Origin of the sequence: Kurthia sp. 11kri321 (assembly GCF_001534765.1) — a bacterium.
Taxonomy (GTDB): Bacteria; Bacillota; Bacilli; order Bacillales_A; family Planococcaceae; genus Kurthia; species Kurthia gibsonii.
The window spans coordinates 1,462,214-1,478,071 of record NZ_CP013217.1; the positions used below are offsets into that span (position 1 = coordinate 1,462,214).

The 15,858-nt window shown below is 36.8% G+C and carries 14 protein-coding genes; 9 read left to right on the plus strand and 5 right to left on the minus strand.

The window, feature by feature from the left end:
- The first annotated feature begins 95 nt into the window (after window positions 1-95).
- The gene (locus ASO14_RS07570) at window positions 96-3,401 is read left to right on the plus strand and encodes a S8 family peptidase (protein ID WP_068453512.1); all 3,306 of its coding nucleotides are present in this window, start codon (window positions 96-98) and stop codon (window positions 3,399-3,401) included.
- A gap of 33 nt (window positions 3,402-3,434) precedes the next feature.
- Here ASO14_RS07570 and ASO14_RS07575 read toward each other — a convergent pair whose 3' ends face one another.
- A complete protein-coding gene (locus ASO14_RS07575) occupies window positions 3,435-3,767 on the minus strand; it encodes a hypothetical protein (RefSeq protein ID WP_068453514.1) in 333 nt (110 codons plus the stop codon).
- A gap of 179 nt (window positions 3,768-3,946) precedes the next feature.
- Here ASO14_RS07575 and ASO14_RS07580 point away from each other — a divergent pair, with 179 nt between their 5' ends.
- Both ASO14_RS07580 and ASO14_RS07585 read left to right on the plus strand, forming a co-directional pair.
- A complete protein-coding gene (locus ASO14_RS07580; RefSeq protein ID WP_068453516.1) occupies window positions 3,947-7,237 on the plus strand; it encodes a S8 family serine peptidase in 3,291 nt (1,096 codons plus the stop codon).
- Window positions 7,238-7,350: 113 nt separating this feature from the next.
- Window positions 7,351-7,791, plus strand: coding sequence for a hypothetical protein (locus tag ASO14_RS07585; protein ID WP_068453518.1), 441 nt, complete (start codon window positions 7,351-7,353; stop codon window positions 7,789-7,791).
- Between the two features lie 127 nt (window positions 7,792-7,918).
- Here the strand turns inward: ASO14_RS07585 and ASO14_RS07590 are convergent, their stop codons facing one another.
- Complete coding sequence (locus ASO14_RS07590; RefSeq protein WP_068453520.1) at window positions 7,919-8,995, minus strand: iron-containing alcohol dehydrogenase family protein; 1,077 nt, start codon at window positions 8,993-8,995, stop codon at window positions 7,919-7,921.
- Between the two features lie 205 nt (window positions 8,996-9,200).
- On the opposite strand from ASO14_RS07590, the gene ASO14_RS07595 reads away from it, so the two are divergent.
- From ASO14_RS07595 to ASO14_RS07620, 6 genes are all read left to right on the plus strand, one after another.
- Window positions 9,201-9,911 (plus strand): thermonuclease family protein, encoded by a 711-nt coding sequence (locus ASO14_RS07595; RefSeq protein WP_068453522.1) that lies wholly within the window; start codon window positions 9,201-9,203, stop codon window positions 9,909-9,911.
- A 23-nt stretch (window positions 9,912-9,934) separates the two neighbouring features.
- Entirely contained in the window at window positions 9,935-10,846 is a 912-nt protein-coding gene (locus tag ASO14_RS07600) for a DNA/RNA non-specific endonuclease (protein WP_068453524.1), read from the plus strand.
- 119 nt (window positions 10,847-10,965) lie between these two features.
- Window positions 10,966-11,277 carry a PadR family transcriptional regulator gene (locus tag ASO14_RS07605; protein ID WP_068453526.1) on the plus strand — a complete coding sequence of 104 codons (312 nt, stop codon included), beginning with the start codon at window positions 10,966-10,968 and terminating at the stop codon, window positions 11,275-11,277.
- Window positions 11,274-11,984, plus strand: a complete 711-nt coding sequence (locus tag ASO14_RS07610; protein ID WP_156422356.1) for a DUF2812 domain-containing protein — start codon at window positions 11,274-11,276, stop codon at window positions 11,982-11,984. Before ASO14_RS07605 ends, ASO14_RS07610 begins: the two co-directional genes overlap by 4 nt.
- Before the next feature lie 65 nt (window positions 11,985-12,049).
- Window positions 12,050-12,250 carry a hypothetical protein gene (locus ASO14_RS07615; protein ID WP_068453528.1) on the plus strand — a complete coding sequence of 67 codons (201 nt, stop codon included), beginning with the start codon at window positions 12,050-12,052 and terminating at the stop codon, window positions 12,248-12,250.
- Between the two features lie 194 nt (window positions 12,251-12,444).
- Window positions 12,445-13,629, plus strand: coding sequence for an MFS transporter (locus tag ASO14_RS07620; RefSeq protein WP_068453530.1), 1,185 nt, complete (start codon window positions 12,445-12,447; stop codon window positions 13,627-13,629).
- A gap of 229 nt (window positions 13,630-13,858) precedes the next feature.
- On the opposite strand, the gene ASO14_RS07625 is transcribed toward ASO14_RS07620, so the two are convergent.
- The 3 genes from ASO14_RS07625 to ASO14_RS07635 form a co-directional block, all read right to left on the minus strand.
- Window positions 13,859-14,341, minus strand: a complete 483-nt coding sequence (locus tag ASO14_RS07625; protein ID WP_156422357.1) for a GNAT family N-acetyltransferase — start codon at window positions 14,339-14,341, stop codon at window positions 13,859-13,861.
- Window positions 14,342-14,728 (minus strand): VOC family protein, encoded by a 387-nt coding sequence (locus tag ASO14_RS07630; protein ID WP_068457384.1) that lies wholly within the window; start codon window positions 14,726-14,728, stop codon window positions 14,342-14,344.
- A 207-nt stretch (window positions 14,729-14,935) separates the two neighbouring features.
- On the minus strand, window positions 14,936-15,799 hold the full coding sequence (locus ASO14_RS07635; protein WP_068453534.1) for an aldo/keto reductase: 864 nt from the start codon (window positions 15,797-15,799) through the stop codon (window positions 14,936-14,938).
- Between the last annotated feature and the right edge of the window lie 59 nt (window positions 15,800-15,858).

The following is a 15,858-nucleotide window of genomic DNA, read 5'->3' on the forward strand; positions in this document are numbered from 1 at the left end:
TAAAATGATTATCGAATTTTTTTATTACAAATATTACAAGATTATTTCAAAATATGGTATGATGTCCATGTATTTTATTATAAAGGAGTGGTTATTTGAAAAAGCATTTACGTCCGATTGCCGCACTAAGTTTAGGTGCGCTACTATTCGCAACACCTCTTAGCTCTACACAAGCTGTACAAAAACAACAGAATCTAACACACATGGTTCAAACAACATCTGATGATTCAGCATACGAAAAAAATAAATTGATTATTCGCTCGACAAAAGAATTTACATCACGCGAATTAAAACAGTTAAATGCAACGAAACAAGAACGTATTTCAGCAATTCAGTATACGGTACTGTCGTTCAAGTCTGAAAAAGCATGGAAAGCTGCAATCCCAAAATTAGCAAAAATGAAACAAGTTGAACGTATATCACTAAGTCCAATTTATAAAAAATTAGGTAATGTCGATCCAAAAGCAACAAAACAAGCTTTACATAAGCTACTGCAATCTCCTGCAGCTCAAAAGTTACAAGGGAAAAATAAAATCAAAGTTGCAGTCATTGATGAAGGTGTCGATGCTACACACCCTGATTTACAAAAAAATATTGTGGCAACAAAGAATACAGTTAATCCTTTACATGTAGCAGAAAAAGGTTCACATGGTACACATGTCGCGGGCATTATTGGCGCAGTAAAAAATAATGGTATTGGCGGATATGGTCTGAATCCGAACGCACAAATTTTAGGATATGATGTGTTCAATGGTTCAGATGGTGCGTACGATTACATCATCTCAAAAGCGATAATTCAAGCGACAAAAGATGGTGCAAAAGTTATCAATATGAGTCTTGGTTCTGCTTCCCCTTCTCCTGTAATGGATGAAGCGATTGCGTATGCACACGAAAAAGGAGTTACAGTCATCGCAGCAGCAGGTAATACAGGCACAGATCAAAAGCAATACCCTGCTAGTTATAAAAATGTCATTAGTGTTGGCTCTGTTGGTAATACGAAAAAGTTAAGTGACTTCTCTTCTTACGGTGTATCGACAGATATTGTAGCACCTGGTGAAGATATTTATTCGACAAGTTATCAAAAACGTGGTGCTTCATTTGAAAAAATGAGCGGTACGTCGATGGCTTCTCCTGTTGTAGCAGGCATTGCATCACTGATTTTATCGAAAAATCCAAACTTAACACCTGATCAAGTAGAATATATTTTAGAACATACAGCGACTGACTTAGGTGAAAAGGGTTTTGATGCAAAGTATGGATTTGGGCTTGTAAATCCCGTAAAAGCGATGCAGTTCAATCCGAAAAATATTCCTGTTCAAACAACAAAACAGTGGAATGATGAGGAAATTAAACATAGTGCGGAAGATGCAACATTTAACAAACCCGTTACAAAATCACTGAAACAGCGATACGAGCAGCAATGGGTTCGTGTCAACGTTACGAAAGGTCAACCTATTCAACTAACAGTAAAAGGTGATAAGTTAGCTGATTTACAACTAGACGTTCGTTTTTATGGTGATGAATCTTCTCAAAAAGCAGTTTATAACAGCGCCCGTGAAAACGAAGTAGAATCTAAATATATCGAAGCACCATTTGACGGGGTTATGACTGTAGGTGTGAGCGACGTGAATGGTCGCATTAGTCAATCACCATATGCACTTGATATACAAACAGGCATGTTCCCTGAAGATGAATCAAGTCGCGAGCAAGTGGCTGAATTAACAGACTTAAACACAACAATTGATAATCAATATTTCCAACCACTTGGTGAGGTGGATGAAGATGTCTTCCATTTTAAAGCTACAAAAGATGAACTTGTATCGCTTACACTGTCAAATATTCCAAATGTAACGACGAGCGTGATTGTATATGACAAACAAGGCTTTAATCCTCCTGAGGATGCAACAGAGGAAGTATCACCGATTGTACAAGGCAATAGTTTAAAAGCAAATACGGAGAATACACTATCATTTGCGACAAAAGCTGGAGAGGATTACTATATTGTTCTTAAAAATACAGCTGATGCTGAGATTACTTTTGAACAATTGCTTCAAATGATGATGTCTGGTCAAGAACCAAATTTTGAAATGAAGCCAGAGAGTGCTCTATTCCCTTACGAAGTAACATTTGCGACAAAAGCGATGCCAGCAGATGAAGATCAACTTCCGTATGTTGGAGAAGAAGAACTGAATTTTGAAAATGAAGTAGAACAGATCAAGGCATTAGGTCGTCCGTTTGATTTATCAAAAGAGGTAACGGGTCATTTACAAGGTTCGAGCGACTACGATGCGTATCATTTTAAAACGAATGCGGACGGTATTTATAAACTACACATTCAAACGAAAAATATGCGTAATTTACCGAACGTAGTATTAGCTGAAGCGATGACGGAAACAGTAGATGGTCAAGAAATGGTGTATTTAGAAGACATTTATGATAATACGAGTGACTATGCTGCGGATGGTTCTTTCATGATGATGGGCTTAAAAGCGAATACAGAATATGTCCTACGTGTTGACGCAAATTATGACCAAACCATTCCTTTTGATGGCTATACATTAAAAGCGGAAACAATCAAAACGAAGGTGGCTGATTCATTTGAAGCAAATAACCAGCCTGAACAAGCTGCATCATTCCCGAAATCAGGTAAATTAATTGCCAATGTTTCAACATTTAATGATGTAGATTTCTACTACTATGAAGCACCAAAAACAGGTATTTATAGTGTAGATTATCAGTTAAAAAATTTAACAAAGAATGATTTACAAACATTACCTACATTATTGCACAATCGTTATATTTCAACAGTTCGATTAATACTCGACAAGAATCATAATAAACGTTTAGATGCCAATGAAATGGAATCTTCTATTTATTTAGAAGATATGCAAAATGATTTATCTTTACATTCTGGTGTCGAAATGAAAAAAGGTGAACATTACTTTGTCGCAGTTCAGCCAACGGCATTTGAAGCATTTATGTTCTCTGCTCGTCCATATGAATTAGCGATTCAAGCAGCTCCTTCAGTCGATGAAGATGCAAAAAGTGTCGTTAAAAATAATAAGCCTTCGAAACCAATTGCTTTCAAGAAAAAATCAACTTCTACTGTTTCAGGTTCTGCTTACATGAATGCGGGCTTTACAAACGGTGATGCCGATTGGTTCGTCTATAAAGCAACGAAAAAAGGCAAATTAACGGTAACGCTTGATGTACCAACAAGTCTAGACGGTGTACTAGAAGTCTATAAAGATGGTAAACGCCTATCAAAAACGGATCTTTACGGTGACGGCGATGCAGAAAAACTGACATTGAACGCATCAAAAGGAACGTACTATTTCAAAGTAACAGACCGCTTAAAGCGCGCGTCGATTCAACCTTATACACTAACGGTTAAAAAATAAGTAGTAAAAGAGGGACTTAGACAATTCATATTGTCAAAGCCCCTCTTTTTTTATACGATTCAATTGTTTGATTGCTCCTGCTTCTTTTAAAAATCGTCCATTTTTCTTCTCTTTAGGAAAGGCACTCACATCAAATAACTCAAAATGATCATTTATCCATTTTTCTCGCCAAATGCGATGTGACTCCTCTACAATTTCTCGTTCTGTTAAACCCTCATGTTCAAATGTATCACAATCAAAGTCGTCTACTCCAAATTCAAATCCACAACAGGCACATATTTCATTACTTCCAGCGAAATTCTCGTAATACGTCGGTTCTTCTAACCCGTCGTATCCACAAACGGGACATGTATATCGCGCACACATATTTTATTCTCCCCTATTTTTAATTCTTTCACCTTTCAAGCATCCTCTATATTATAATATTCTACAGAAATTGGCTATTTTAGGCATCTTTTTAATACAAATTTACGTCATATAAATCACTGCATAGACAAAAGCTTTGTGTTATGATACAAAAGCAATTTATTTACGGGAGTGATTCTTTGAAACCAACAATTTATAAATGGGTATCGACAGTGGCAGCTTCTGCCCTACTATTAACAGCTGCATTGCCAACATCAGTTGCACAGGCAACTAATTCTTCAATTCAAAAAAATCTTACAAAAAAATCCTATGCAAAACGTACACTTGTTATTCAGTCTTCAAATGACTATACATACCAAGAGATTCAGCAACTGAAAGGTACGATTATACAACAAATTCCAGATCTGCACACAATGGTTGTTCAGTTTAAAACAGATGAAGCGATGAAAAAAGCGATTGATTGGTTTTCACAAGACGCTCGATTTGAACGCCTCTCTCTAAGTCCATTGTATGAAACTTCTGGACAAACGGACGAAAAAGCATCTTTGCAATATACGCATCAATTATTTCAAACAAAAAAGCTAATGCAACAAACGAAAAAGAAAAAAATTAAAGTCGCTGTCATTGATACAGGTATTGATACGAATCATGTGGAATTAAAAGGCCAAGTCAAAAAGGCACTAAACATTGCGAATCCCATGAAGGCACAAGTTAAAAAATCACATGGTACGCATGTTGCAGGAATACTAGCAGCGAAAATGAATAATGGTATTGGTGGATATGGTGTTAATCCAAATGCTGAAATTCTATCTTACGATGTTTTCAATGGCTCTGAATATGCTGCTGACTATGATGTCGCAAAAGCGATTCTCCAAGCGATCAAAGATGGCGCAAAAGTGATTAATTTGAGTTTAGGTAATGAATTATATTCACCTCTTGTCGACCAAGCTGTGCAAAAAGCACATGCAAAAGGAGTGGCGGTATTCGCAGCTTCTGGTAATGATGATACAGATCGTCCAGACTACCCTGCTTCATTAGAGAATGTCATCAGTGTTGGCTCAGTGAATGCGAAGAAAAAGCGTAGTGACTTTTCGAATTATGGAGCATCACTCGATTTAATGGCTCCTGGTGAGGATATTTATTCCACTTCTTATGATGCGACACGTGGCTCAACTTTTGAAACGATGAGTGGCACATCGATGGCTTCACCTGCTGCTGCGGGGATTGCTTCTTCTCTACTTATCAATCACGCTTATTCACCAGAGCAACTTGCCTATGTACTTGAAAAAACAGCAAAAGATCTTGGCACAAAAGGTTATGACTTAAAATATGGTTATGGTTTCATTCAACCACTGGCAGCTCAAAATTTTAAAGGGAAAATCCCGACATTTACATCAAAAAAATGGACGAACGCAACCATTTTAAAAGATGCTACGGTTATAAAAGGAACACAGACGAAAAAAGGGACACTTAAACAACCGAATGAAACAAAATGGTATCAAGTACCTGTGAAAAAAGGTGAACTAATCCAAGCTACTGCCTCATCTAACAACGTAACGGATTTAAAACTTGTTTTAAAAACTTTCGGTACAAAAGTTCAAACAAAAACGATTCAAGATACGGGCGCTGGTGAAAAAGAAGCGGGATTTGTACAGGCAAAAGAAGATGGTACAGTCGCAATCGGTGTTAAAAATGTATATGGACACGCTAATACACCTTATACACTAGATATTTTAAAACAGTCTAGTAAACCAAAAGATGAAGCTTCGATTGAAAAACCGATGGCATTAAAAAGTACAAATACAAAAGTATATGGACTATATATGAACGAAACAGCTGATGGGGTTGACCAAGACGCCTTTCATATAAAAGCAACCAAAGATGAATTAGTTCAAGTTCAAACATCTGCTCTACCTGGTGTCGACCTTTCGATTGAAGTCTACAAAAAACAAGATTTATTAAATGAAGAAAGCAGTGCACCACTTGTTTCGATTAATAAAAATGGTATTGGAAAAGCTGAATATGCTTCGTTCCCTGCCACAACAGGTGAAGAATATGAAGTTATCGTATCGAACAGTAGCAATAGTGAAGCAATGCCTGAAGAAGATGTCCTTAATCAATTAAAAGAAGGTGTTGTCTCACCAAAAGCATCTTTACTGCCTTATCAACTGACATTATCAAGTCGTACGATGCCAGCCGATGAAGATTCAATCATATTCAATCCAGAAACAAGTCAAAAAATAGATCGTACAAACCCGACTAAAGTGTATACACTCGAACAATTATTTAAGAAAAAAGGCCGACCATTTGATGTAGTGAATGGTGTAGAAGGCTTTTTACAAGGTTCAACTGACTTAGATGGTTATTACTTCAAAACCACTACTTCTGGTTTTTATGAATTTAATACTGCTGTCGCACACGCTGCTGAACAACCTTCTGTCACAATTTATGAAGTACAAAATGATCCACAAACAGGTATGCGTTCAGAAGAATTTTTAGCTTCCAATAGTACAGAAGACGGCATTATGAAGAAAAAAGCCATTGCGAGTTTACAAGCAAATACGACGTATCTAGTAGAAGTTGGCGTCGGCTCAGTTGGCTCGATTCCGAAAAATGGCTATCGTGTCACAGCGAAAAAGTTACAATCAAATATAGTAGACAAATACGAGCAAAACAATGTACCTGAACAAGCAAAAACGATTCGTGTAAATCAAAAAGTAACAGCGAATTTTGCACGTCCAAACGATGTAGACTTCTATTACTTTAAAGCACCGAAAGACGGTATCTATCAAATGAAGATGGGTTTAAGTCCATTTGATGATACGAAGTATTCAAAAGAATGGCATAATCTGTACACGAAGTCTATTACGGTTTATGAAGATAAGAATCATAATCACAAAATGGATGGGAATGATTTATCTGCATTTAAGCCTGTTGGAAATGACTTAAATGGTGAGCCAATCAGCGGTTCAATTGAAGCGAAAAAAGGTGATACATTCTTCGTATTAGCTCAACCTACTGCATTTTTAACAACGGATCTATTCTCGATTTATCCTTATGAGTTAAAAATTCAACAAGGTGTAACGAAAGATGAAGATGCAAAAAATAAAGTAAAAAATAATCGCCCTTCTCACCCGATTTCATTAACGAAGAAAAGCGCTACGTTTTATGAAAAAACAGGCTATCTAAATCCTGGTCAGCTACAAGGTGACGAAGACTGGTATGCATTCAAAAATAAAACAACGAAAAAAGTCCGTTTAGCATTAAGTGGCGCGTCAGATTTTGACCCTGTCATCACGTTATATGCAAATGGTAAAAAACTTAAAACATTCGATGCATATGGTGTAGGTGATGAAGAAGTCGGCTCTTACACATTCAAGAAAAATACAACTTATGCGATTAAAGTAAAAGACCGTCAAGGAAATGCGTTTGCAGACCCTTATAAATTACGTCTAACATTACAAAAATAACAATTAAAACAGGAGGAAACGAATACCGTTTCCCCTGTTTTTTTAATGGGGTGGTCTACTATTTGAAAATACGGGAACGGTTATATGAATGAAGTGACTAGGAGGCGAAGTATATGGAAAATCGTTCAAAACTATTTTTATTAATTGGGATTGTTGCATTCATTATCATTAGTGCTACCTTTTATATTGCGATTAAACCAAAGGATGTTGTCGATACACTCGTCACCGATTCAGATCGCTTTGAAATCGTTGTAGACCGTATTACTTTGTGGGATGTCTCACAGGGTGAGCCGCATCAGCAAATCTTCACTGCAACAAAGGGTGAACCGCTCTATGAAAAAACGCGTAAGACACTTCAACAATGGCGTATAAAAAGACAATGGTTTCAAAATGAAACACCCATTCAGTATCACTATAAAATGGCATTAATTGATGAAGAACGACCTGAAACAACAACCGTCATTTGGATTTCAAAAGACGATGCTCTCTCTGCCTATAATAAAAACTATACACTCATCCACGGTTCTGTTCACCAACTCGTTACAGAAAAGTGAGGCTGACATTATTTGTTTAAGCCTCTTTTACTTTTATGAACCTGTTTTTTTATTTTCATATATAGACTAGCGAGGTTTATTTTAAAAATAACTTGCAGGTCTTTTACGACCTACAAGTTATTTTTAATTATACGAGTTGTTCAAGTTCTTGCATCGCTTCTAGTACGCGCTCACTCGTTATTTCACCAATTGGCATTAAATGAATGGACTCTGTTGGAATCGTTGTTTTTTCAGCTACTTCTTGTAATTGTTGAGCTGTTACTTCTGTTAAACCTAGCTCTTTTAATGTTTGAGGAAGATGTAGTTCCTCATAAAATGCACGTAATGCTTGTACTTCTTCTGGACGATTTTCAAGCATTAACTGTACACAAATTCCGTAAGCCACTTTTACACCATGTAACAACGCATGACTCTCCTCTAAAGCCGTTAATCCATTATGAACTGCATGTGCACCTGCTGTACGCCCATAATGATCACCATAACCTCCAACCATACCTGCATACATGAACATCACTTCTACCACTTGAATAAAGGCATCATTTAGTACACCTTCATCCATCGCACGTAAAGCCTCTTTTGAATCGCGTAGTAGTAACTCTTTACATTGTTTCGCTGCTTCATACGAAATCATGAGCGGTACAGGTAAATGCTCAATCGTACGTAATTGTACATCGGCTTCATACCACTTCGCTAACGTATCACCAATACCCGCAACGAATAAATCACGCGGCGCATGAAGTAGTAACTTCGGCTCAACTAATAATAAACTCGTCGCAATTGGATAGATATCATAATGATGAAATGCCCCTTCATTATCATAAATAACACTTAGTGGTGTCCACGGTGCGCAGTTAGATGCCAATGTCGGTAAAACAATTACTTGTTTATGTAATTCATTCGCTGCTGCTTTCGCTAAATCAATTACCTTTCCCCCGCCTAAAGCAACAATCGCATCGACTTCTTTCGCTCTCGTTACCACTTCCTCAATCTCAGCGAAAGAACATTCACCTTGATATGTATAAAAAGTTTCTGTCATACTCGGCATCTCTGGCCAATACGCTTTTGCAGCTTCATATGATTTCGTCCCTGTCACAACAAGGATACTTTGAATGCCACGTTGTTGTAATTTTTCTTCTAATAATTCAAAAGCACCTTCTTTTAAAATATATTCACTAGGTGCTGCATGTACTTCAATTGTCTTCATGATGATTGCCTTCTTTCTTTGTATGCTATTTACTATGATAAACGATTTTCAGAATATTTTATACTTTAAAAATAACATGAATTCACAAAAAAGATGCTTTTTTCACTTTAATTGACAATTACATGCTTTTCTTCTATCGTTAGTTTATTCATGTTGGAATATCTAAACGATTCCAACAAAGTAAATGACTTGGAGTGAATTGAACATGAATTGGGCTTTATTAAAAAAGACAGTTTTGGCGAGTGTACTTGGCATCTCGTTAGTTGGCGGATCGATGTTAAACCCAATCGACACAACACCGAAAACCGTTACAGCGGCTTCGCTTAAAACCGTATCACTTGTACGTGCGACAGATGGTGATACAGCAACATTTAAGTATAAGGGAAAGAATATGAAAGTGCGCTTCCTACTTGTTGATACACCTGAAACGGTCCACCCTTCTAAGGGAGTTCAACCTTATGGTAAAGAAGCAAGTAACTATACGAAGAATCGCTTAAAAAACGCAAAAAAAATTCAACTCGATTTTGACCGTACAGGCTATAAAGGTGATAAATACGGACGTAAATTAGCGTATGTATATGTTGACGGTAAAGACTTGAATTTAGAACTTGTGCGTAAAGGCTATGCTCGCGTTGCATATGTTTATGCACCGAATACGAAATATAAAACGAAATATTTAGTTGCGCAGTCTAAAGCAAAAAAAGAAAAATTACGTATTTGGTCTAAGAAAGGTTATGTAACGAACAGCGGTTTCGCTTCTAAAAAACCTTCTTCTACTGTGACGGTCAACACATCAAAGACATTTAAAAACTGTACTGAATTACGCAAAGTCTATCCAAATGGTGTACCGAAAAGTCACCCTGCTTACCAAGCAAAGATGGACCGCGACCACGATAACTGGGCGTGTGAACGCTAATGAATAAAGGAAGTAAGACATCTATGAAAACACTGATTAAATTAGGTTTACTAGCATCTATTAGTTTTGCACTTGTTGGATGCTCGGAAGAAAAAACTGCACCGGTTGAACAACAAACAACCGAGTCAACACAACAAGTAAATGACAATCAAAGTAATACACAGGAAAAACAACCTGCTCAAAAAGAAGAAAAAACAACATCTTCAAAAGATGAATTCAAAGGCTACAAATTAATCAAAGCAAATGCTTGTGATTTATCTGGGAGTCGTGAAGCAAATGTTGTAGTAGACATAGGCTTTGGAAATCGTGAATATTGGGCATTTACAAACGAATATGGCCAATTAGTTCGCGTCACTGCTAAAAAGATTACCTTACAAAATGATCGTACTGAACAAGTTACATCATCAGGAAGATACTGTAGAGACGAAGCGAAAGTTCCAGGTGTCGAACGTAAAGATTTAGACGAAGGACATGTCATTGCCGATTCACTTGGTGGTGTATCAAATGCTTATAACATTACACCACAAGATAGTACACTAAACCGTCATGGTGACCAAGCCTATATGGAAGATGCGATTCGTAAAGCAGGTGGCGCAACAGATTTTGAAGCGATTATCACGTATCCAAATACGAAAACACAAATTCCTTCCCGTTATAAATACACATACACAATTAAAGGTAATCGCGTTGTAGATGAATATGCAAACGGTAATCCAGATAAGCGAAATGAAGAACTCGGTTTAACTAAAAAACAACCGACAACTTCTTCAAAACCACAAACAAAAGGTGACGTATCAGCTGTAGATACAGATGGTAACGGACAAGTCACAATTAAAGAAGCAAAAACAGCTGGATTCAAAATGCCAATTACAAAAGATCATTGGTTATATCCTTATATGGATGACCGCGATGGTGACGGACTTGTAGGCGAATAAACTTCAAGTACGCTAGGTAATCAATCGATTACCTAGCGTATTTTTTATTTATCTCTTTACTTTTATATCACAAAGCGATATATTATATATCATAAAGTGATATATCAGGAGGTGATATATTGAAAAAAAATGAACAACTAACTGATTTAATGTTTTATATTATGTCTGCCTTAGCAAAGCCACGACATGGTTACGCGATGATGAATTTAATCGAAGAAACATCAAACGGTTTGATCACAATTGGCCCTGCTTCCATGTACACCATTATAAAAAAATTATTAAATAATCAATGGATTTATTTATTTGATGATTCCGATTCACGTAGAAAAGTATATACACTGACGGAGCAAGGACGCACCATTCTAAAGGAAGAAATTCAATTACGAAAACAGATGATTCAATTAGCTGAACAAGAAATGGAGGAAAGATGATAGTGAAAAAGAAATATATTATGTCCAATGGATTGGCTTTTTCGGAACAAAAAGATATGACACGTTTACATGAGTTATCCAAACAAGGATGGCATGTTAAAAAGTTTTCCTTCTTAGGTTATACACTTGAAAAAGGGACTGAGAAAGATTGGATTTATGAAATTGACTATCGTACATTAGAGGATGATGATGACGAATACTTTGAACTTTTCAATCAGGCGGGCTGGTCACATGTTGATTCACAAGCAAATATTCATTTATTCAAAGCTGCCCCCGAAACAAAGTCACTTTATACCGATGATGCAACACATGTTGAAAAATATAAAAGCTCTTTAAAACCGCTTCAAATCACGACTATTTCATTCATTCCTATTACACTTCTTAGTTGGTATTTATATGACCAGACAACACAAGTTTTACAAACATTTTTACTGATCCTCTCTATTTTACTAACTGTCTTGACGATTCCACTTGCTTGGACAACATTAGCTGCCACAAGTAATAAGTGGAAAGTCGAGCAAAAAAATTCGTTGGTTACTTTTTCTAAATGGATGCCATACTTGATTGTATTGTTAGCTGTAATAACATTATTTCTTTTTGAATCGCAACCACTACGCATTCTTAGTGCAGCTTGTATTGGTGGAATTGGCTGTATCCTTTTAATCTACGCGACTATGTCTTTGTTACACAAAATACGCAAAGCCTAAAACATTATTTGGAACTTCTTCCTTCTATTTTCGTTCTTAATCAAAATAGAAAGGAGTTGGATTATATGGGTTTTTGGTATTTTCTGATTTTATTGATGGGTATTGTATTACTGATTACGGCTTTTCGAAAACAATGGATGCCTTCAAAGAAGTGGTTCGCTTCTTTAACAGGTGTCTGTATGATTGCTTTTTCCATTTTTATGTTTCAAGATGGTAGCGCTGAAATCATGCAACAATTACTCAATCAAATGAATATTTCTTTTTAATTATGAAAAACTTCTACAAATGATGTGGAGGTTTTTTATTTTACAAATTATGTTATAATCGAAGCAATCTATGAAAAAGGAGCGAATGAATATGACAGTCATTACTTGCATTACATCACCTAAAACGGAGGGTATGCACATTTAAGGAATGACGTATTCTCCGTATTGAAATGAATTTCATTCGGAGGTTACACATGACAACACCATCTATTTATTATGCTTTTACAAGTTCACGCGCATTTTGTTTACAAATTGTTTTCACTTTAAATATCATTTACTACGTTTCAGATGCACAACTGAATCCATTAGAGCTTGTTTTAATCGGGACAATTATGGAATTAGCCGTTTTACTGTGTGAGATTCCTACGGGATTAGTCGCTGATTTATTTGGTCGTAAAAAATCGATTATTATCGGGACAATCATCATTGGCTGTGCACATCTTTTAGAAGGAAGCATCCCCTCTTTTACAGCGATTGCGATTGCGGCTGCATTATGGGGAATGGGTTGGACATTTATTAGCGGTGCTGAAACTGCATGGATTGCAGATGAAATCACACCAGAACAGCTGGATCACACACTTTTAAATGGCGCAAAATTTAGTTCGATTGGTAGTTTTATCGGTATTCTAACAAGTGTAGCCATCGGTAGTCTATTTACGGTACAAATTGCCATCCTATTCGCAGGTGCCGTATTATTACTCATCGCTTTGCTCTCTATTTTTTGGATTCCTGAAACAAAGTTTGTACCCATCACACAAGGAAAGCAATCACACCTACATCACATGAAAATAGCACTACAATCGAGTTGGAATGTGATTCGATCTGACCGAACGCTTCTCTCTTTAGCAAGCATTACATTATTTATGGGTCTCGCTAGTGAAGGATTTGATCGTTTATGGGGCGCTCACTTCATTGAAAACTTCCAATTGAATGAGCATTACACCGTCTATTGGTTCGGCTTGTTCTATGCGCTCACATTCTTGCTCAATATTGGTTTACTCAAGTGGATGGAGCGTGTAGCTACTTCGCATTTTGCTCGTCTACTCATGTGGTTGAATACTTTGCTCATACTATTCATGATTTATTTCGCTTTTACAACACATTTTATAGTAGCTGTTGTACTTTATTTATGTGTTGCTTCACTACGAAATGTGAACCACCCTCTCATGAATATTATGATGAATAAACAACTAGAATCAAAAGGGCGCGCGACAACACTTTCCTTCTATGGACAAGTTGATGCTTTTGGTCAAGTAGCAGGTGGACCACTTGTTGGACTTATCGCACTTTATACGTCCATTGAAGGTGGACTATTCGCATCTGCACTACTCATCTTACCTACCATTTATTTTTTACGAATCATGCGAAAAAATGCATAATATGTAAGAGAGCTTCAGCGTATTTCCGCTGAAGCTCTTTTTAAATTATTTAGATTGTTTATTTGAAAAGCCTATATTTTGTACTAACCAAATCATACATAAGAAAAAGCAAGCAAATAGTGTTCTCAAAAAAAGATTAACTATGACATGGGATTGTGTAAAAAATGAATCTTGCAATAAAAAAGTCAACGAAAAACCAATCATCAAAATAAGTCCATATCGCATCATCTTACACAACCTTATACATTTTCACTGTTTTCAGTAAGTGACCATCAAAGTCTTCTTCATATATTTCACGTACTTGAAAACCCTTCGCTTCGTAAAAACGTATGCCAATTTGATTGTCTTGTTCTACTTCTACCTCAATCATTTCTACACCAGCTACATCTTCATGAAGCTTTTGTAAAAAAGCTGTGCCAACTCCTTTTCCTTGTAGCGCCGGATGAATGTAAATTGCATATAGCGTAACCATACCATTTACTACAGGTGAGAAATGGGCAAAGCCTTCTACTGTTCCTTCTGTTTCAACTACATAAAAAAAGCCATGCTGTAAACGTTGTAATAAGCGAGATTCTTCATAAGCTTGTTGTAAAAAAGCATCTTGAATAGGACGTGGAATGATGCCCTCATAGGTTGTGTGCCATGTCTCCGCCGCCACTTGCTGCACAGATAAAACATCTTGTTCTGTCATATTTCGAATCATATACATCAGTTATGCACCCACTTCACTACAAATCTCAATATAATGTCCGTCTGGGTCTGCTATATAAGCAACTGTTTGTCCCCATGGTTTTGTTACAGGTTCTTTTATAATCTGTACGCCTTTTGCACGCAAGATATCGATTGTCTGTGCAACATCTTCCACTGTAAATGCAACTTCAAATGTTGCTGTTTTTTCCGTTTCGTGTGGAACAATTAAGCCGATTTCTTCTCTTACAGAGTCTCGTGTATTGATTGCGAATGTCGTCTGTCCTGTATCAAACTCCACATATGTACCTTGTTGCATTTTAACGGATAATTGCAGCACATCTTTGTAAAACGTATAGGCTTGGTCAAAATCAGAGACGTATAAAATAATATAGCGTAATGTACAATTCAACATCATCATTCCTTTCTATTCATTTTATGGAATTATACGGATGTTTAAGTGGGATGTAAAGAGAAAAGGGGATGGGACATAAGTGTAAAAACACCATCCTACATGAGCATAAGAAAAACTGGAATCGCGCTATTGTGCGGTTCCAGTTTTTCGTTGTGAACTCTAAAAAAGGAAAATGAGCTGTTCTGTCCCATCCTCACTTTTACTTTATTTAATTTTGCCACCGAAAACAGGATAGATACTATCTTTTCCGTAGCTTTCGATTTTTTCGACTTGTTTTAAAGCTTCCATATCTGCTTCATTAATTTCAAAATCAAGTGCTGTATTTTCTTCCATATGTGTACGACCAGTTGATTTTGGAATAACCGATAGACCTAGTTGTAAATCATAGCGTAAGCAAAGCTGTGCTACAGATACACCGTAATGTTCTGCCATCGCTTGAAGACGAGGGTGTTGTAACACTTCCCCATGTCCTATTGGCGAATATGCCTCCACCAGAATATCGTGTTTTTGACAAAACTCGATTAATTCGAATGGTGTATTGGAAATATGCGCTAAAATTTGATTGACCATCGGCTTAATTTCACAACTCTCTAGCAAGTTTTCAATATCATCTTGCAGGAAGTTACATAAGCCAATCGCTTTCACTTTTCCTTCTTTATAAGCATCTTCCATCGCACGCCATACTTCTTTATTTTCTTCAAAATAGCGATTTTCTTCGCGGAACTCTTTCCATGGTTGTGGGCTATGAATCAGTAGTAAATCGATATAATCGAGATTCATCTTTTTCAGCGAGCGGTCAATCGAACGGACAACACCGTCATATTTTTTCGACTCTGCTCCCACTTTTGTGGCGATAAATAGTTCTTCTCGCGGAATACCACTTGCATGGATTGCTTCTGCCACACCACCTTCGTTCATATACGCTGGTGCTGTATCAATATGTCGATACCCCACCTCTAATGCGTCTGCAACGATTGGTGTGACCACATCGTTTTTAATAAGCCATGTTCCTAAGCCTACTTTTGGCATGTGTACACCATTTGATAATTTGTACTTTTCGTTAAACATCGTTCAATCTCCTTTTTGGTCGTCATTTTGAAAAGCATAACGAATAATGAATACGATAC

Coding starts and splice junctions, on each gene's coding strand:
- ASO14_RS07615 (WP_068453528.1), top strand. CDS start 12,050: ATGGGTTTTTGGTATTTTCTGATTTTATTGATGGGTATTGTATTACTG.
- ASO14_RS07620 (WP_068453530.1), top strand. CDS start 12,445: ATGACAACACCATCTATTTATTATGCTTTTACAAGTTCACGCGCATTT.
- ASO14_RS07610 (WP_156422356.1), top strand. CDS start 11,274: ATGATAGTGAAAAAGAAATATATTATGTCCAATGGATTGGCTTTTTCG.
- ASO14_RS07585 (WP_068453518.1), top strand. CDS start 7,351: ATGGAAAATCGTTCAAAACTATTTTTATTAATTGGGATTGTTGCATTC.
- ASO14_RS07600 (WP_068453524.1), top strand. CDS start 9,935: ATGAAAACACTGATTAAATTAGGTTTACTAGCATCTATTAGTTTTGCA.
- ASO14_RS07595 (WP_068453522.1), top strand. CDS start 9,201: ATGAATTGGGCTTTATTAAAAAAGACAGTTTTGGCGAGTGTACTTGGC.
- ASO14_RS07635 (WP_068453534.1), bottom strand. CDS start 15,799: ATGTTTAACGAAAAGTACAAATTATCAAATGGTGTACACATGCCAAAA.
- ASO14_RS07575 (WP_068453514.1), bottom strand. CDS start 3,767: ATGTGTGCGCGATATACATGTCCCGTTTGTGGATACGACGGGTTAGAA.
- ASO14_RS07590 (WP_068453520.1), bottom strand. CDS start 8,995: ATGAAGACAATTGAAGTACATGCAGCACCTAGTGAATATATTTTAAAA.